Raw genomic sequence first — 18,380 nt, forward strand, 5'->3', positions numbered from 1 at the left:
GAAGCCCACAATGAGCACTCAGCAAAACCATTCAAGTGGAACAAAACGGCTGAAACCATCATCAGCTCGGTGCATAAAGCAAAGCTGGGTGCGATTAAAAATAGATTTTTGAATTAACCGCTCAGGATACTAGAATAGGCGCATTCATTTTCAAGCCAGAGACTCCTTATATGCCAGATCCGGTTGACGCCCGCAGGGTGTCAGATTTACCGCTGGACGAGTTAGTGGCCTGCCATGAGTGCGATCTGTTGATGCGTAAGCCGCATCTCGCCCTCGGTGAAAAAGCTCAATGCCCGCGCTGTGGTTATGAGCTCTACGCCCATCGCCATAACGTCGTAGAACGCAGCCTTGCACTTGTTATCGCCGCATTGCTGTTGTACGTCCCCGCGAACTTTTTGCCCATCATGCAACTCAATCTGTTGGGCCAAGCGACTCAAGACACTGTCTGGAGCGGTGTGGTCGGCCTGTTCGACACAGGCATGCAAGGCATCGCCGTGGTTGTGTTCTTATGCAGCATGGGGATTCCGTTGCTCAAGCTGCTGTGCCAACTGGCAGTCTTACTCAGCATTCGCTTGAATATCGGTCGCTCCTACGGATTGCTGATCTACAGGATTTATCACCACTTGAAAGACTGGGGCATGCTCGAGGTGTACCTGATGGGCGTGTTGGTGGCCATTGTGAAGTTGGCTGACATGGCAGAGTTAAGCCTGGGCCTTGGCTTGACGTGCTTTGTGAGTCTTTTGCTGGTACAGGTCTGGTTGGAGGTTGTCATGTCACCTCATCAGATCTGGCAGGCCCTTTTAGGGGAGGACACTCATGCGTGCGATTGATGCGGGCATTTTGATATGCGCCGAGTGCCACGAGTTGAATCGGCAAGACGCGCAAGCTGACGAGCAAACCTGTACCCGTTGCGGGGCATGGGTGCATGCACGTCGCCCAGACAGCCTGATGCGCACTTGGGCGCTACTGCTGACGTCCGCCATTCTGTACATCCCTGCCAACCTGCTGCCCATCATGACCGTCAGTTCGCTCGGTCAGGGATCTCCGAGCACCATCATGTCCGGCGTCATAGAGTTGGTGCAGCACGGCATGATCCCGATTGCCGCTGTGGTCTTTATCGCCAGTATTCTGGTGCCAACGTTCAAACTGGTGGGCATTGCCTTGCTGCTGTTCTCGGTGCAGCGCCGCCAGCCTTTATCGGCCCGCCAACGCATCATCATGTACCGGTTTATCGAATTCATTGGCCGTTGGTCGATGCTGGATATTTTCGTCATCGCCATCCTGGTGGCGGTGGTCAACTTTGGGCGAATAGCCAGCGTCGAGGCCAATCTCGGCGCTGTGGCCTTTGCCAGTGTGGTGATATTAACAATGCTTGCTGCTGTTACTTTTGATCCCCGACTGATTTGGGATAACACGGAGTCGGACGACGACCATGAGTGATTTACCTACCGCAAAAACCCGCCCGGCTTCTAACTGGTCGGCCATCTGGATTCTTCCCCTGATCGCGCTGGTTATCGGGGGCTGGTTGGGATGGCGTGCCTACAGTGAAACCGGCATCAACATCCAGGTGCGATTCGAAAGCGGGGAAGGGATCGTCGCCAATAAGACCGAAGTGGTCTACAAAGGCATGCCTGTGGGTAAGGTAAAAACCTTGGCGCTCGATGAGGATGGTCCTAGCAAAGGGGTGATTGCCACCGTTGAGATGGACAAGGATGTTGAGCGTTACCTGAGAACCAATACCCGTTTCTGGCTGGTCAAACCCAGCGTCACATTGGCTGGTATTACGGGCCTTGAAACCCTGGTATCGGGTAACTACATCGCTGTCAGCCCCGCCGATGGCGAGCCCACACGCAAGTTCAAGGCCCTGTCGCAAGAACCGCCTCTGTCGGATGCCAAGCCGGGTCTGCACTTGACCCTTAAAGCCGAACGACTCGGGTCGCTGAACCGTGGCAGCCCAGTGTTCTACAAGCAGATTCAGGTCGGCCAGGTCAAAAGCTACGTGCTGTCTGAAGACCAGAGCACCGTGGAGGTCAAGGTTTACATTGAACCGACCTACGCCAATCTGGTGCGCAAACACACGCGTTTTTGGAACGCCAGTGGCATCAGCATTGACGCCAACTTGTCCGGGCTGAAGCTGCGCAGCGAATCGCTGGCCAGCATCGTCGCCGGCGGGATTGCCTTCGCCACCCCTGAAAACCGCCAGGACAGCCCGCCAACGGATCCCAACCTGCCGTTCCGTTTGTATGAAGACTTCGACGCCGCTCAGGCCGGTATCAAGGTCAAAGTTAAACTCAGTGACTTTGAAGGCCTGCAAGCTGGCCGCACGCCCGTTATGTACAAAGGTATCCAGGTGGGCAGCCTGAAAGGCCTGAAGGTCGACCCAGATCTCACTAGCGCAAGCGCAGAACTGGCCCTGGATCCGCTGGCCGAAGACTATTTGGTCGAAGGCACTCAGTTCTGGGTCGTCAAACCTTCGATTTCGCTGGCCGGTATCACCGGGCTTGAAGCCTTGGTCAAAGGTAACTACATCGCGATTCGGCCGGGCGACAAAGGCAGCAAGCCGGAGCGTGAGTTTGTTGCACGCCCCAAAGCGCCGCCCCTGGACCTGCGTTCACCGGGCCTGCACATGGTGTTGTTCACCGATAACCTCGGCTCACTCGATGTAGGCAGCCCAATCCTCTACAAGCAAGTCAAAGTCGGTTCGGTGCAAAGCTACCAGTTCTCGCGCACGAAAAAGCAGCTGATCATTGGCGTGCACATCGAGAAGGAATATGAAGGCCTGGTCAACGGCTCCACCCGTTTTTGGAACGCCAGCGGGGTCACCTTGACAGGGGGCTTTACCGGCGGCATTCAGGTTAAAAGTGAGTCCCTGCAAAGCTTGATGGCAGGTGGCATTGCCTTCGAAACCCCTAAAGCCGCGGCCCCCCTGCAGAAACGTATCCCGCGTTTCCGCCTGTTCAAAGATCGCGACGCGGCCATGGAGCAAGGTGTGCCGGTCACCATCAAAGTCGCGCGGGCAGACGGCTTGAGCAGCGGCTCGCCCATTCGTTTCAAAGGCCTCACCGTGGGTAAAATTGAAAGTGTCGACCTGAGTGATGACTTGCAGTCAGTCCTGCTTCAGGCCCGCATTACTGAAGTGCCCGAGCGCATTGCACGGGTGGGGACCCAATTCTGGGTGGTCAAACCCGAGTTGGGCCTCATGAAAACCGCCAACCTCGAAACCCTGGTGACAGGTCAATACCTTGAGGTGCAACCCGCGCCGAAAGACCGTGGCCCGCAAAGTCATTTCGTCGCCCTCGATCAGGCGCCTGACGCCACCGTGCCTGAAGCCGGGTTGCGCCTGGTGTTGAGTGCCGCACGTCGAGGCTCCCTCAAAGAAGGCGTGCCCGTCACCTACCGGGAAGTCACCGTGGGCAAAGTCACGGGCTATGAGCTGGGCAACACGGCAGACCGCGTGCTGGTTCATATCCTGATTGAGCCCCGTTATGCACCGTTGGTGCGCAGCGGCAGCCGGTTCTGGAACAGCAGTGGGTTCGGTGTCGACTTCGGGCTGTTCAAAGGGGCAACGATTCGTACGGAATCGCTCGAAACCCTCGTACAGGGTGGTATCGCGTTTGCCACACCGGACGGTGACAAAATGGGCAACCAGGCCCGCCCGCAACAGACCTTCCCGCTCTTCGACAAATTTGAAGAGGAATGGCTGCAGTGGGCCCCCAAAATACCGCTCGCAAAGTGACCTTATAAGCTAGCCGTTTAACTAGGCTCCCTCCAAAAGGCCGCGATCATTCGATGATCGCGGCCTTTTTGCATTGTGCGTTTCCTGCTGTCTGCTGCTTCCTCTACCTATTTGAAATTGTTCAGAGAATTCCTACGTCAGATTTAAGTACGGTGCGGTAACTTCATATCAGTTTTCACCGACGGGGGTTTTAACTTGGGAATATAAAGAAACGGAGTTCTTGTGTTTTTCCTTTGTTTTAGAAGTGCGGTAAAACTCGCAGGTCTGGGTGAGCAACTTCACGGTTGTTTAATCTGAAGTGCGTTATATTTTTGCCCGGTATTAATAAGTAAGGAGACTACGGGTAAAAGGCCGGCCTTTCAATAAGAGCTGTTTCGGTTCTTTTATTAATTAAATGGGAATACACGAATGAAGTACGTACTTAAATCTGCTTTGGCTTCTATGGTCTTGCTGGCGGGCTCGGCCTCCATTGCACAAGCAGCAGGCGCGGGGTCGGGCACTGTCACGTTCGAGGGGGCGATCATTGAAGCGGCGTGCTCTATCAAGCCAGAAAGCGTTGATCAGACCGTCAGCCTGGGTCAGGTCGCCAGATCGCAGTTGGCAGATGGCGGTTACGCTGATCCAGAACCCTTTTACATCAAGCTTGTAGGCTGTGACACCAGCACCCTTAAAACCGTGACCACCACCTTTACCGGTGCCGAGTCAGCTGCGGTTCCTGGCGCGCTGGGGATTGTCGGTACAGCCAGTGGCGCAGGCATCATGATGCGCGACGGTACCGGTACGCAAATCGTGCTCGGTACAGCGACCAAGCCACAAGCCCTGCAGGATGGAGACAACCAATTGTCCTTCGGCGCTTACTTGCAAGGCAGCACCGCAACGGATGCTGTCAAACCTGGCAAGTTCACAGCCGTTACTAACTTCTCATTGGCTTACCAATAAGTACTTGCCCTGCCACCGCAAGGTGGCAGGGCTAAGTTAATGGGATCAACAACGTGAAAGCACTTTCACCGGCAGCTCTTGCAACGTCACTTGTTCTTTTAACGCTGTCTGTTAATACGGTGCTCGCCGCAGGACAAGGCAGCGGTATTGTCAGGTTGGGTGGAGAAATCATTGATACGGCCTGCACCCTGGATACCGGCAGTGCCTTTCAAGTTATAGAAATGGATCCGGCACCTGTAGGGCGACTTATTCGTGAAGGTGAAGGCGATCCGCATCCGTTTACCTTGCGCTTGGTGGGCTGCTCGCTGACCCGCTACGACCCCGATCACATCGGTGAGCGGCTGCCCGACTGGCAGCATGTCAGGGTGACTTTTGAAGGCGAGCCCGATCGAGAAGGGCGTTCGTTTGCGGCGACAGGGACCTCGCAAGGGGTTGCGCTGCACATCATCGATGCGCAGGGCCGCGAAAGTTTGCCAGGCGTGCCGATGCCGCTGGTTCCATTCTCTGCCACCAAAGATCAGGTGCTTCATTACACCCTTCGCTTGGTCGGCAATGACCAACCCATGTCTGTGGGTAGCCACAGCGCGGCGGTGCGTTTCAGGCTGGAGTATTACTGAATGAATGGGTTGTATGCCCTGCTGAGTCCTTCAGCAGTCAAGGCATTGTTGCGCCCGGGTTTTGTGGGCGGCCTGATGTCGATAACAAGCGCAGCGTTGGCTGCGGAGATTCAATTCAATACCGATATTCTGGACTTGAACGATCGCACCAATATCGACTTGTCCCAGTTTTCCCGCAGTGGCTTCATCTTGCCGGGTGTGTACCCGATGACTGTGCAAGTGAACGCGCAACACCTGCCCGAGCAACGCGTGGAGTTTTTACCGCCCGACGATGACCTCAAAGGCAGCGCAGCATGCCTGACGCCCGAGTTGCTGGATCAGTTTGGCCTCAAAGAAGAAAAACTGGCCCAACTCACGTGGTGGAAAACGGCCAAGTGCCTGGACCTCAGCAGCTTGCCCGGCCTGGAAGTCAGTGGCGACCTGAGCACCTCAACCTTGCATGTCTCTTTGCCCCAGGCGTATTTGCAATACACGCACCAAAACTGGGACCCGCCCTCGCGTTGGGATGAAGGCGTGCCCGGCCTGTTGGTGGATTACAACCTCACCGCGCAATCCATTCATCAGGACGACAGCGAGTCGCGCATGGGCTTGAGCGGTAACGGCACCTTGGGAGCCAATGCGGGCCCATGGCGGCTACGTGCCGACTGGCAGGGAAGGGTCGATAACGACAGCACCCGGCGCACTCAGAATCTGGAATGGAGCCGCTTTTATGCCTACCGGGCATTGCCTGCACTCCAGGCGCGCCTGACGGTGGGTGAAAACTACCTCTATTCGGATGTGTTCGACAGTTTCCGTTTTACCGGCGTGGCCTTGACGTCCGATGACAGCCAACTGCCTCCCAATTTGCGGGGGTACGCCCCGGAAGTGGTCGGTGTGGCTAAAACCAACGCCAAAGTCATCATCAGCCAGCAAGGCCGCGTGTTGTATGAAACGCTGGTAGCGGCCGGGCCGTTTCGCATTCAGGACCTGAACGATGCCGTCACGGGCACACTCGATGTGCGGGTCGAGGAGCAGGACGGGTCGGTGCACACCTTCAAGGTGGACTCGGCCAGCATTCCCTACCTGACGCGTCCCGGCACCGTGCGCTACAAGTTGGCCAGCGGGCGGCCGTCTGCGCTGCACGGCGGCAACGAAGGCGACTTCTTTGGCACAGGGGAGTTTTCATGGGGGATCAGTAACGGTTGGTCACTGTATGGCGGCGCACTGGGCGACAACAGCTACCGGGCTCTTTCACTGGGGCTCGGCCGTGATTTATTGGCGTTTGGTGCCGTGTCGCTGGATGCCACCCGTGCCAGCACCCAATTGCAGGATGAAACGCTGTCGGGTGCGTCCTATCGCCTGAGTTACTCCAAAAGCTTTGCCGAATACGACAGCCAGATCACGTTTGCCGGCTACCGCTTTTCCGAAAAGAACTACATGAGCATGAGCGAATACCTGGACGCGCGTCATTACGGTGGCCCGGTCGGTGGCAGCAAGTCGCTGTACACCGCGACGTTCAACAAGCAGTTCCGGGACGCGGGCGTATCGGTATTTCTCAACTACAGCAATCAGTCCTATTGGGACCGCCCTGACCAGAAACGCTGGAACCTGTCACTGGCGCGCTATTTCAATGTGGGCGCGATCAAAAATGTCAGTTTCTCGCTGAACATGTTTCGTACCCAGGAGCGCGATCAGCCCAGCAGTGACGGGGTTTACCTCTCACTCAGCCTGCCGTTGGGGCGCACGGGGTCGCTGTCCACAAGTGCCAACCGGTCACAAAACAAAAACAGTTATTCGGCGCGCTTCAGTGATCGCCTGAATGACCGCACCCACTATCAGCTCTCGGCCAGTAACACGTCGGTTGGTGGGTATTTGAGCCATACGGGTGATCTTTCCGATGTCGATCTCACCGTCGGTCTTGAGGAAGATAACTACACCAGCTTCAGCCTTTCCGCACGGGGCGGAGCGACAGTCACTGCCAACGGTGGAGCGCTGCATCGTAGCAGCAGCATGGGCGGCACACGCTTGATGGTGGACACCCAAGGCGTGCCAGGCGTACCGGTTCGCGGTTACGGCAGCCCGACGCGCACCAATGCCTACGGTAAAGCCGTGATAGCGGACATCAGCAGTTACTACCGAACCGGTGCCAGCGTTGACCTGGAAAACCTGCCCAAGAATGTCGAAGCCACGCAGTCCGTGACCCAACTCACCCTGACCGAAGGGGCGATCGGCTACCGCTCGCTGGATGTAATCGCCGGCGAGAAAGCCATGGCCGTACTGCGCATGCCCGATGGCAAGGCGCCGCCTTTCGGCGCCACGGTGAAGAACGCCCGCCAACAAGACACCGGCATTGTGAATGACGGCGGCAGCGTCTACCTGAGCGGCATTCAGCCGGGCGATCAGATGATCGTCAGTTGGGGGGCGGACGAGCAATGCACGCTCACGCTTCCGGCATCTCTTCCAACGGACGGCCTGAGTTCTGAACTGAAGTTGCTCTGCCAGACCGGCACCGCCAAGAACGCTGTTGCGCCTCCCCCTACCGTGGGCACCCCTGACGACATGGAGAAGAAAAACTCATGAGTAACCCAACACGCTGTATGCCGCTGGCTCTGGCCGTTCTGACCGGGTGTTTGACGCTCCCGGCGCAGGCTGCCATTGGTCTTGACCGAACCCGGGTGATTTTTGACGGGGCCAAAGATGCGGTGAGCATGAACATTGCCAATAACAACACCGAGCTGCCCTATCTGGCGCAGGGTTGGATCGAAGATGAACAGGGCAACAAGATCACATCGCCCCTGACAGTACTGCCGCCTGTGCAGCGTCTGGAGCCGGGCAAGCACAGTCAGGTCAAAGTGCAGGCGTTGCCGGGGGCCAAGTTGCTCGCTCAGGACCGGGAAACGGTTTACTACTTCAACCTGCGAGAGATTCCACCGCGCAGCGATAAAGCCAATACGTTGCAAATAGCGTTACAGACGCGCATCAAACTGTTTTATCGCCCCGCGGCCATCATTCCGAGCCAGCAAGAACTGGCCAACCCCTGGCAGGAAAAACTGACCCTGACTCGCCTAGGCAACCAGTATCAGGTCAATAACCCGACGCCTTACTACGTCACCCTGGTGGATGCGCGCAGCAGTAAAGAGGGTAAAACCGCTGAAAACTTTGAACCGATCATGGTGCCGCCCAAGGGTTCATTGACGCTGGGGCCAAGTGCCACTGCGCTTGGCGCGACCCCCTATCTGACCTACATCAATGACTATGGCGGTCGCCCCACACTGGCGTTTTCCTGTAATGGCAATAATTGCGCGGTCGACCTCAAAGCGTCGCCGGGCAATGAATAACCGCAGCGACAGGAGACCCTCATGAGACCTTGTTCAATCATGGCCTGGGTGAGCCTGGCGCTGAGCGCACAGGTTCAGGCCGTCGATGAAGAACCCGCGATGACCTTCGACGGCATGTTGGACATTCGGGGGTCTTTGCACCATGCCCCCTGCATTCTGGAAATGTCATCGGCCTATCAAACCGTGGATTTGGGAAACGTCCCGCGCAGCTACCTGCAACGCCCTGGAGACATGGCGCCGCCCGTTGCGTTTCAGCTGCGTTTTATGGAGTGTCGCCGCATTGCCGGGGGGCTGCCCGATGCCCGCACCTCCACATTGGTCTGGAGCCCCTATGAGCCGGTGCTGTCCGTGGCATTTGTCGCGCCCGCCGACCCGGACAATCCAACACTCGTGCAGGTAAACGGCGTCACGGGCATGGGGTTACGCCTGACCGATGAACGCGGCCGCGACGTGCGCTTGGGCGCTTGGGGCGCGCCGTTGTTCCTGACCCATGGCAGCGATGTCGTGACCTGGCATGTACAACCCACTCGAACCTCCGCCCCCTTGACCAATGGCGCCTTCAAGGCTGTGGCCGATTTCAGGCTCAACTATGACTAATCGACCCCTGATGCCTAACGCCGCATCCGCCTGTGCATTGTTAATGTGCAGCGCACTGTTATTGACCTGTGGGCAAGCGGTGAGGGCGGACGTCAATGTGACCATTCGAGGCACCATCGTGGCCCCGCCGTCCTGTGTGATCAACGGCGGTAGCACGTTGACCGTGCCGTTTGGCGACAACTTGCTCACCACCCGGATCGACGGCATCGAGTATCGCCGCGCGGTGCCGTACACCGTGACCTGCACTGGCAGCCCTTCAAATGCCATGACGCTGACACTCACCGGTTCAGGCGCCGCATTTGATGCGCAGTCCTTGGCGTCCAACAACCCGGATCTGGCGATCAGGCTGTACATCAATGGCGCGTCCTGGCCGCTCAATACAAGTGTGAAATTTACCTACCCGACCCTGCCCGTGATGGAAGCAGTGCCTGTCAAAAAGACCAACAGCACGCTTAAGGGCGGGGCGTTTTCTGCGGTGGCAACCTTGGTGGTCGCGCAGCAATGAGAAGGAATGTGTGATGAGAATCTGCAAACAACTTTCACTCTTGGTGGTCTGCGCCGCCGGGTTTAACGCCGGTGCCTCAGCCAACCTCGCCTTCACCGGCACCTTGGTTGAGCCTCCGCTGTGCACCATCAATAACGGGAACACCCTGACCATCGACTTCAAGGATGTAGGCGTCAATAAAGTCGATGGCATCAATTATCGGCAACCGGTGAACTACACCATCACCTGTGCGGGCAGCACACTGCCCTGGGAAATGATTTTGACCGTCAAAGGGACCGCCACCTCATTTGAACCCTCAGCGGTGCAAACCAGCGTGACAGACCTTGGTGTGCAACTTCTGCAAAATGGCCAGCCCTTTACACTCAACACGCCCATGGTCATCAATCCTGCTTCACCGCCCGCACTGGAAGCCGTGCCGGTCAAACGCCCCGGCACGACATTGAGCGCAGGCGGCTTCAGCGCAGCGGCCACGTTGCTGGCTGAATACCAGTGAGGGGAAGGAGCATGATGTTTGTACGCCCGGCCAGCGGTTGGCGGCTGGTTGCTGCTGCATGGGTGTGGGGGCTGTCTATGATGATGGCCGATAAAACGCCCGCGGCGGATAACCTGAACTTCGTTGGCAATCTGGTGGCACAAGCGTGTTCGATTCGGCCCGGTGACGAGGCGATTGAACTATTGTTCGATGACCAGTCCAGCCACTACCTTTACCTCAATACCCGTACCCAAAGCGTGCCGTTTTACATTCACCTTGTCGGCTGTGATACCAGCATTGCCAACACCGTCACCGCCCTTTTTAGCGGGGTTGAAAACACTGAATTGCCCGGCCTGCTGGCGCTTGCAACAGGCAGCCGCGCGCGCGGCATTGCAATCGGGCTTGAAAGCGCTGCAGGCCAGTTGTTGCCGTTAAATGTGACCAGCGATCCGTTTGTGTTGGCCGATGGCGATAACGTCATGAGCTTTCAGGCGTATGTGCGCGGCGAGCCCAAAGCGATAGCCAACCACACGATCCGGGCAGGGCGCTACAGCGCTGTTTCAACCTTTACGCTGGTTTACCCTTAACTTTCTAATCACGCATGCTGTTGGTTCAAATGAAGATAAATAACGTCACGATCCGGTGTTTGGGGGCTGTGTGCTTGCTGGGCATAACACCGTTCTCGAATGCCTGGAACTTGGTGAGCAAAGCCAATTCCGATCCGCATCCTATTGCATGGGATTTCATCAGCATTTCAGGCCCCGCCAGCGTCTTTGATAATGGCGTGCCCAATCAATATGTGGGCAATGTGAACTGTGGCTCAGGTTATTCGCAGTGCAGGTTTGGGCCAATGATCCTCAGTTTGCCGGGTTCTTACTTTCCTTTAGGCTGTGAACCTGTCTCGGGGGGTGGGCCGGCTTGTTATAACAATGCTGACACCGGTGTCATCGTAAAAAATGGCATACCTTGGGACGAGGCAATCAGTGCGTGGAGCAAGCGTTTTGGTTCGACAGTGTCTCGACCAAATGCTTACGCCTACTACACGTTTTCAAAGTCGCTCTGCACGCTGTGGGGCAATTATTCAACGGCGTATATAAATGTCACGTCCGGCTCAATGAGTTGTGGCGGTATCCCCTCACTCCCTAATCAGTGCACGATCAGCGGTGGTGCCGTGGATTTGAATCATGGGCTTTTAAATACGGGCGAAATTACAGGTAAAAACGTAGAAGTTGCCCGACAAGTTAGCTGCACGCGGCGCACCTCGATTAAATACACGGTTTCGCTCGGTAATCCGGTTGATTTGGGCAATGGCATCAGCAGTTTAATTACCGTCAACGGGGTTGCGGCGGGGCAGTCCATTACGCTGCCTGGGGGATCATCTTCACTGCGGATTGCTTCAACACTGACGGATAAAGGGGCTATCCCCGGTGCGTTTTCCAAAACGGTCGTCTTGATTCAAAGTTTTTTGTAAAGCTGTCATGGCGGGGTTGTCGCACACTCTTTATTTGAAAGCGGGTTGATCTGTTTACTGACGTCAGCAACGTTTATGCCTTGCTCACTGCTTATGTATGAAGTTTCAGACAGATTTATCGGAAGTTTATGCAGCGGGTTGAAAGTGTAGTGCAGGGGTGAGTAAAAATACTTACCGTAATGGTTGGCGCGAGTATCGTGTGCTTCTATAGTCTAAACAGTGCGCTGCGTGGCAATGGTTCGGCACCGACGAGCTATTGTATTCAGACATTTTAAATACAGAAGCCTAAGCAGTTGTTTAGCTTATTAATAAGATCGAGTGGTCTTCACTGCTTTAAAAGAAGCACTGTCTGGATCTTTGGCGCACGACAAATAGAGCGTGTTCAACCAGATGAAACTGAACATTTTTTTAGCGTTTTTGTTAGGCCTGAATGCGCCTTCAATCGGCGCGTGGAACCTTGTCAGCAAGGTCAACGCTGACGCTCGTGGCCTGCCAGGCGCCGAAACCCTTGTCTCGGTAGCATCCGGTACCGCGAGTGCCTATCCGACAGCAGGCAACCCGTATCCGGGAAACGTTATATGCCTGAATGCCACGACGTGTCAGTTCGGGCCAATTTCTGCCAGCAGGCTCTACAACAGTCAGCGAACAATGACGGTGATGGGCTGCACCTCGTATTACAACTGCGGCGGGCAGATTACCGACACCAATGTGACGGTAAACACAGGCATGACCTGGGAAGAGGCAATTAAAGCGTGGGTCGACAAGCATGGAACGAGTGTCACCCGAACTCACGCCTATGCCTACTCAACCGCGACGGGATGGACGACGCAAATTTGCGCCGCTTGGGGCACCTATGGCGCCGCCTATTTCATGATGCCCGGGACAGATTCTTGTGCCACGCCACCCATACCGCCCAATCAGTGCGATGTTCTGGGCGCCAGCGTGGATCTGAATCACGGCGTGTTGAAAGTTGGAGAAATCACCGGCTCTACAGCCCAGGCGACACGACAGGTGACGTGTACGCAATCAGCGAATGTGCGCTATCTCGTGTCTGAAGGCAATCCAGTTGCTGTAGGGCTGGGCGTCAGTACAACGTTGACGGTAAACGGCGTGAAAGCAGGTGACATGATAAAGCTGCCAGCGGGCACTTCGAGCCTGAGCATTGCCTCAACGCTGACGGACAACGGCGCACAAGCCGGTGAGTTTTCAAAAACAGTGGTGTTGATTCAAAGTTTTATGTGAGCGGGTTCCGTCGCTCCCTTAGGGCGCGTCACATAATCTGGCGCAATGCTGGATGCTTTCAAAGAAGGGCGCTTATCAAGGTCAGACGTATATCGCTGCTCATAATCTTGATGGGGTCTTTCACGCGGTATTTACGATTTATCTACAGCGGTTCACCTTGGGTGAGCGGCCAGCAGGAGCAACGATGAAATATATAATCGGTGTATGTTTGACGTTTTTCATGCAAACACTCTTGGCCTCGGATTGTCGAGTCGACGGCGGCCGGTGGATATGGATACCGACCCACAAAGTCGTCGACGTGCGCGTGCCCGTTAAAATCACTCCCGGTTCAAGGCGCATTCTGTTGGATGGCTATACTCTGGAGTGCATCTTTTCTTATGACAGTGGTCTTCCCGCTTCGGCCAGGGATTATTGGCATACCACCTTGAATGGTGTTGAGCCGGGCCCAAAACTAATGGGCCATACATTAGGACTTAATATTCATAACGTCGACTACGATGCCCCCGTTCGGCCGGGGATTCATATTGCGACCATGTATAACAATCATGTGCCCGCCAATATGCGCACGTATATGTACATTCTCAACCGGGGCGACCCCTCTAATCCCATTAATATTCGATATAACGATCTCATCGGAACCATACTCTTGAGACAAACCAATAATACGGGTAAGCCTCCGGTGCCGGTGGTGCGCATTAATTTGATTGCGAACAACAGCCTGATCATTGAGCCCTCAACGTGTACGATCAATGGCAATCGGGCAATTGATGTGAACTTCAATCAAGTGGACCCCGCCGCCATCGGTGAAAGTTCTGCCAGCACATCGGTCACCAGAGTCGTGCGTTTAAATTACTCTTGCCCCAACCCAGGCATAACAATGCCCATCACCATCACCTTCAAAGGGGCTTCATCGGCTTTCAATTCCGGGCTGCTGCACATGAGCAACCCGAATCTGGCGACGGGCTTGTTACGGGGCGGCGTGCAAATAGGGCCCAATCAAGCTTTCCGAACCAACCTCTACAACAGTTCAGGCGCGGACGATGTGACCTTCGCCCTGGTGCGTAAAAGTGCCACCACCCTGGCCACCGGGAGCTTCACCGGCAGCGCCACACTGGTGATGGGGTTGCCCTGACAGGCGCCTCAAACCCGATACACCTCGATCACTTCCAGCACCTGGGCCATGGCCTCGTATTGTTCATCCACCCGTTGGGCCAACTGGCTCCATTCAGGGCTGAGGCAGGCCTTTTCCAGCTGCTCGCAGCAGTGGGCCAGGTGGGTGGCCTTGATCATGCGGGCGCCACTTTTAACTTTGTGCGCAATTTCGCTCATGCCCGGCAGATCGTTTTTGGTGAACGCATTCAATAGCCCGCCCATGTCGTCTTCCAGGCTGTCGATCAAAGGCTCAAGCAAGTTTTTCAGGGCGTTCGCATCTCCGCCGGTCAAATGCTCCAGCGCTTCAAGGTCAATGAGCGGTGTAACCCCCGCATCATCTTGCTCGTTCTGCACATTGATGGGCGCCCGCTCAGCGCTGGCCAGACGGGCCTCCAGGCTGTGCAAGCTGATGGGTTTGAACAGGCAGTCATTCATACCCGCCGCCAGACAACGTTCGGCTTCTCCAATCTGGGCGTTGGCGGTGAAGCCGACAATCAAGATGGGAGCGTTATTGGCTGCCGCTTCTTCGGCCCGGATGGAACGGGTCATCTCGTAACCATCCATGACGGGCATGGCGCAGTCGGTCATGATCATGTCGAAATGACGGCTACGCCAGATTTTCAAGGCTTGCGCGCCGTCTTCGGCTTCTACCGCCGAGTGGCCCAAATACCCCAGTTGTTGGGTCAGTAACTTGCGGTTGGGCGGGTAGTCATCGACCACCAAGACGTTGAGCGGCCGCGCATTGCTTGACGGCAAGCGCGGGGCTGGCGCGACAGGTGTTTGCGACAGCAGCGTCACAATGTCGAACTGCATCGTGATGCACGTGCCTTTGCCCACGGTGCTGTTGAGCGACAAGGTGCCGCCCATCAAGTCGCAAAGTTGACGGCTGATCATCAGCCCGAGCCCCGACCCGCCCGGTTTTTGCGCGCGGGTGTTGACTTGGGAAAAGGGGCTGAACAGGCGTTTTTGATCGCTGATGGAAATGCCGATGCCGGTGTCTTCAACTTGCACATTGAGTCGCAGCCGTTCGCCGTCCTCCGATCCTCTGGCCCGTACGCTCAGGCGCACCTGACCGGCATCGGTGAACTTGATGGCGTTGCTCAGCAGGTTGGACAGAATCTGTCGGAAACGCAGCGGATCAATCAATACGTCGAGGTTGATTTTGGGGTCCAGCTCGGCACTCATCTGTATCCCTTTTTGTTGCGCCATGCCCTCAAACACGCGCACGGTGGATTGCACCAGCGTCATCAACTGCGTGCGTTGCTGGTTGAGCGACATTCGTCCGGATTCGATTTGCGCGATGTCCAGAATGTCTCCGATCAGCTCAAGCAAGCCGTGTGCGGCTTCGGAAGCCACATTGATGGACGCTTTGTCCGCCACGCCTTGTTCGGCTTTTTTCATGGCCAGCTCCAGCATGCCGATCACGGCGTTCATTGGTGTGCGGATCTCGTGGCTCATGGTGGTCAGAAAATCGCTTTTGGCCAGGTTCGCCTGGTCGGCATGGTTCTTCGCTTCTTTGAGTTGTTCGACCAATTGCTGGCGCTCACTGATGTCGATCCAACCGCCGATGATGCCCATGATCGCACCATCGCTGCCGCGGTAGGGCAACACCCAGTGATAAATGGTCAGCACCTTACCGTCGGGCAGGGTCAGCGAATGATCACGCAGCACCGGGCGCCCCTCTTGCATCACCTCCAGGTAGTCGGTGTGGTAAACCCGGCGCTGGTCTTCGGGGTTGAAGGTGGACTCCAGCAGATTTTTGCCGATCACGGCTTCGCGGCTCACGCCGAAGGCTTGCAGATACACCTCATTGCAAATCAGCAAGCGTCCCTCGCGGTCGCGCACATAGATCGGGTGCGGGGTGCCGTCGATCAAGGTGCGCATGAACGCCAGTTGGTCATTGAGGGCACGCTCGGCCTGATCGCGTTTTTGCACCAACCCCCGCAAGTAGGCAATCCACACCACCCCCACAGTCAGCACGCCCAACAGCATTAGCGTCACTTTGATCACCGTCGAGCGATTGCGTACCCAGTAGCGATTGTCCAGCACCACAGCGCTTTGCCAGCGGTTGGTCAGGGTGTCCATTTCCTCGGGGGAGATACTGGTCAGTGCTTTGCCCAGAATCGAGTACAGCTCCTGCGCGTCGGGGTGGATGGCCAATGCGAACTGGGCAGGGGCGACCCCGACGGTGCTACGGATGCGCAGGCGTCCGCTGTACTGCTGCTTGATCAAATAACGGGCACTGATCAATGAGTTGATGGCACCGTCCACCTCACCTTTGGCGGCCATGGCCAGCGCGTGCGCCGAGTTGGGCGCGGACACCAGATTGACCTTGGGAAAATTTTGCTCAAGGTAGGTCTGCATCAGGCTATCGGTCACCAGCGCCACGCGTTTGCCTTGCAGCTCATCGAGGGTGGCAGGGCTCCCGGGTTTCAATGGCGTGACCAATACAAAGGGCGTGGTGAGATAGGGTTTGGTAAAGCGCAGCACATCTTGCCGGTTGCTGCTGGGGGTAAAGGCCGGTGTCAAATCGGCTTCACCCCGGCTAATCAGTTCGGTCAACTGGCTGACGGAAGGGCTGCGCACCAGATCAAACTTGAGCCCGGTGCGCACACTGATCTTGGCCAGCAAGTCTGCCGCCAGGCCGCTGAACATGCCATGTTCGTCATAAAAATTAAACGGCAGAAAATCCTCTGTAACGGCGACTTTCAGGCGCGGGTTTTGGTCAATCCAGCGTTGTTCGGCGGGTGAAAAGTGCAGCGGCCCGCGGCCTTCGAATTTCATGCCGCTGACGCCCCAGCGGCTCAGGATCGCGTACTGCTCATCGCTGGGGATGCGCGCCATGGCCGCATTGATCAGCCGCAGCAAACGCGGGTTGGGGTGATGCACGGCAAACGAAAAGGGATGGCCTTCAAGGCTGGAGAAATCCTTGAGGTACACGTTGTTCAAGTAGTTTTTGTTGATCAGGTAATTGGTACTGATCGCGTCCCCCAGATACAGGTCGGCCTGACCAAACGCCACGGCGCCGATGGCGCTGAGGGTTGAGGCGTATAACTGCACGTCGGCTTGCGGGTAAGCGGCTTTGACCTCCTCAACCGGCTGGTAGTGATACAGCATGGCCAGCCGCAGGCCATTGGGCAGCGCTTTGGTCCTCGGGTCATCGCCCATCCGGGTGACCAATACTGGCGTGTCCAGCGCATACGAGGAAGAAAAGACCAGTTGTGGATCAGCCATTTCATACCCGTTGGCGGTCCCCAGCAGGTCGATTTCACCCCGTTTCAACGCCGAGATCACGTCGCCCCGGGACGCGTAGCGACGCACCTTGAACGGGACTTGCAGCAAGTGGCTGAGCAGGCCGGCATAGTCCGCTGTCACCCCTTCAAAGTAATCACTGCCGGTGGAGATATCGAAGGGGGCGTAGTCCGGGGCGGAAGTGCCCAGCGTCAGTGCCGCTTTACCGGTTAACCATTGCCGGTCGCCTTCGCTCAGGTCCAGTGGCAGGACGTCGATGTGCGAGCGGGCCAATAACTGCAAATCAACAGGATCGGCCTGGCAGACAGACGTTATGCACAGCGACAAACAGAAGAAAGCATATCGCCGGGCTGACACGGTTTTCATTCGACCAAGTTATTGCGCTTGGCAAACTCGGCCAGGTACACCACCGATTTAATGTTGAGTTTGTTCAGGACGCGGGTCTTATACGTACTGACCGTTTTTTCGCTCAACAACATGGTTTCAGAGATTTTTTTATTCGAGTAACCCGACACTAAATATTGAAGTGTGCGCAGCTCACGGTCAGACAGTTTTTTTATAAGTTGTAGGTCGCTGGGTTTGTCATTGTCAGCAGTTGCGACATTGGCATCGGGGTCATTTAAATAAATACGGCCACTCATCACATGATTGATGGCCTGGGTCAGCGCATCGACATCTTCTGTTTTTTCAATGAAGCCGATGGCCCCCGCGCGTATACACCGATCTGCGAAAAACGCAGAGCCCTTGGACGTCAGAACCAATACTTTGATGGGCAAGCCGAGAATATTTAATCGCTTCAACACTTCGAGCCCATCGAGCTTGGGCATCGACAGATCAAGCACGATCAAGTGCGGTACATGAGAGCGCGCCAGGTCTAATGCTGTTGCACCATTGTCGGTTTCAGCAGCGATCTGGAAGTTAGCTTTTTCAAGTACCAATCTGACTATTCTTCGAATAAAGGGATGGTCGTCTACGATAAGGGCTTTACGCATGATTTCTCCTACAACCTCTCAAGAGTTCCTTGTAGGCTTTTGTCTTCAATGCTCACAAGTTGTGAAAGCAAAGCGCTTTTTAATGTTG

16 protein-coding genes and 1 pseudogene are annotated in these 18,380 nt (G+C 56.0%); 15 read left to right on the forward strand and 2 right to left on the reverse strand.

Annotation, left to right across the window (positions count from 1 at the left end; genetic code table 11):
- The 15 genes and pseudogenes from TU74_RS24090 to TU74_RS23320 form a co-directional block, all read left to right on the forward strand.
- Positions 1-117 (forward strand): annotated as a pseudogene (locus tag TU74_RS24090) (IS630 family transposase); the annotation flags it as partial.
- A 53-nt stretch (positions 118-170) separates the two neighbouring features.
- Complete coding sequence (locus TU74_RS05490; RefSeq protein ID WP_048375518.1) at positions 171-830, forward strand: paraquat-inducible protein A; 660 nt, start codon at positions 171-173, stop codon at positions 828-830.
- A complete protein-coding gene (locus TU74_RS05495) occupies positions 817-1,440 on the forward strand; it encodes a paraquat-inducible protein A (protein WP_047273282.1) in 624 nt (207 codons plus the stop codon). Before TU74_RS05490 ends, TU74_RS05495 begins: the two co-directional genes overlap by 14 nt.
- Positions 1,433-3,736 (forward strand): PqiB family protein, encoded by a 2,304-nt coding sequence (locus tag TU74_RS05500; protein ID WP_048375521.1) that lies wholly within the window; start codon positions 1,433-1,435, stop codon positions 3,734-3,736. The genes TU74_RS05495 and TU74_RS05500 overlap by 8 nt, the downstream gene beginning before the upstream one ends.
- 408 nt (positions 3,737-4,144) lie before the next feature.
- A complete protein-coding gene (locus TU74_RS05505; protein ID WP_047273284.1) occupies positions 4,145-4,675 on the forward strand; it encodes a fimbrial protein in 531 nt (176 codons plus the stop codon).
- Positions 4,676-4,728: 53 nt separating this feature from the next.
- The gene (locus TU74_RS05510) at positions 4,729-5,292 is read left to right on the forward strand and encodes a fimbrial protein (RefSeq protein ID WP_052892137.1); all 564 of its coding nucleotides are present in this window, start codon (positions 4,729-4,731) and stop codon (positions 5,290-5,292) included.
- Complete coding sequence (locus TU74_RS05515) at positions 5,293-7,851, forward strand: outer membrane usher protein (protein ID WP_082149827.1); 2,559 nt, start codon at positions 5,293-5,295, stop codon at positions 7,849-7,851.
- 17 nt (positions 7,852-7,868) lie between these two features.
- Positions 7,869-8,609 carry a fimbria/pilus periplasmic chaperone gene (locus tag TU74_RS05520; protein ID WP_241485547.1) on the forward strand — a complete coding sequence of 247 codons (741 nt, stop codon included), beginning with the start codon at positions 7,869-7,871 and terminating at the stop codon, positions 8,607-8,609.
- A gap of 21 nt (positions 8,610-8,630) precedes the next feature.
- Complete coding sequence (locus TU74_RS05525) at positions 8,631-9,206, forward strand: fimbrial protein (protein WP_047273286.1); 576 nt, start codon at positions 8,631-8,633, stop codon at positions 9,204-9,206.
- Positions 9,199-9,711, forward strand: a complete 513-nt coding sequence (locus TU74_RS05530; RefSeq protein ID WP_371057809.1) for a fimbrial protein — start codon at positions 9,199-9,201, stop codon at positions 9,709-9,711. The genes TU74_RS05525 and TU74_RS05530 overlap by 8 nt, the downstream gene beginning before the upstream one ends.
- Before the next feature lie 13 nt (positions 9,712-9,724).
- On the forward strand, positions 9,725-10,204 hold the full coding sequence (locus TU74_RS05535; RefSeq protein WP_047273288.1) for a fimbrial protein: 480 nt from the start codon (positions 9,725-9,727) through the stop codon (positions 10,202-10,204).
- Positions 10,205-10,215: 11 nt separating this feature from the next.
- Positions 10,216-10,770, forward strand: coding sequence for a fimbrial protein (locus TU74_RS05540; RefSeq protein ID WP_241485542.1), 555 nt, complete (start codon positions 10,216-10,218; stop codon positions 10,768-10,770).
- A 113-nt stretch (positions 10,771-10,883) separates the two neighbouring features.
- Positions 10,884-11,654 carry an MrpH family fimbial adhesin gene (locus TU74_RS24095; protein ID WP_157315137.1) on the forward strand — a complete coding sequence of 257 codons (771 nt, stop codon included), beginning with the start codon at positions 10,884-10,886 and terminating at the stop codon, positions 11,652-11,654.
- Between the two features lie 390 nt (positions 11,655-12,044).
- Positions 12,045-12,896: an MrpH family fimbial adhesin gene (locus tag TU74_RS05545; protein WP_048375524.1), complete on the forward strand. Its 852-nt coding sequence runs from the start codon at positions 12,045-12,047 to the stop codon at positions 12,894-12,896.
- 184 nt (positions 12,897-13,080) lie between these two features.
- Complete coding sequence (locus tag TU74_RS23320; RefSeq protein WP_048375647.1) at positions 13,081-14,028, forward strand: fimbrial protein; 948 nt, start codon at positions 13,081-13,083, stop codon at positions 14,026-14,028.
- An 8-nt stretch (positions 14,029-14,036) separates the two neighbouring features.
- Here TU74_RS23320 and TU74_RS05555 read toward each other — a convergent pair whose 3' ends face one another.
- Together TU74_RS05555 and TU74_RS05560 are read right to left on the reverse strand one after the other, a co-directional pair.
- On the reverse strand, positions 14,037-17,573 hold the full coding sequence (locus tag TU74_RS05555; RefSeq protein ID WP_241485543.1) for an ATP-binding protein: 3,537 nt from the start codon (positions 17,571-17,573) through the stop codon (positions 14,037-14,039).
- Between the two features lie 89 nt (positions 17,574-17,662).
- The gene (locus TU74_RS05560) at positions 17,663-18,292 is read right to left on the reverse strand and encodes a response regulator transcription factor (protein ID WP_047273290.1); all 630 of its coding nucleotides are present in this window, start codon (positions 18,290-18,292) and stop codon (positions 17,663-17,665) included.
- Positions 18,293-18,380 lie beyond the last annotated feature (88 nt).

It is taken from the genome of Pseudomonas lundensis, from assembly GCF_001042985.1.
Lineage (GTDB): Bacteria > Pseudomonadota > Gammaproteobacteria > Pseudomonadales > Pseudomonadaceae > Aquipseudomonas > Aquipseudomonas lundensis.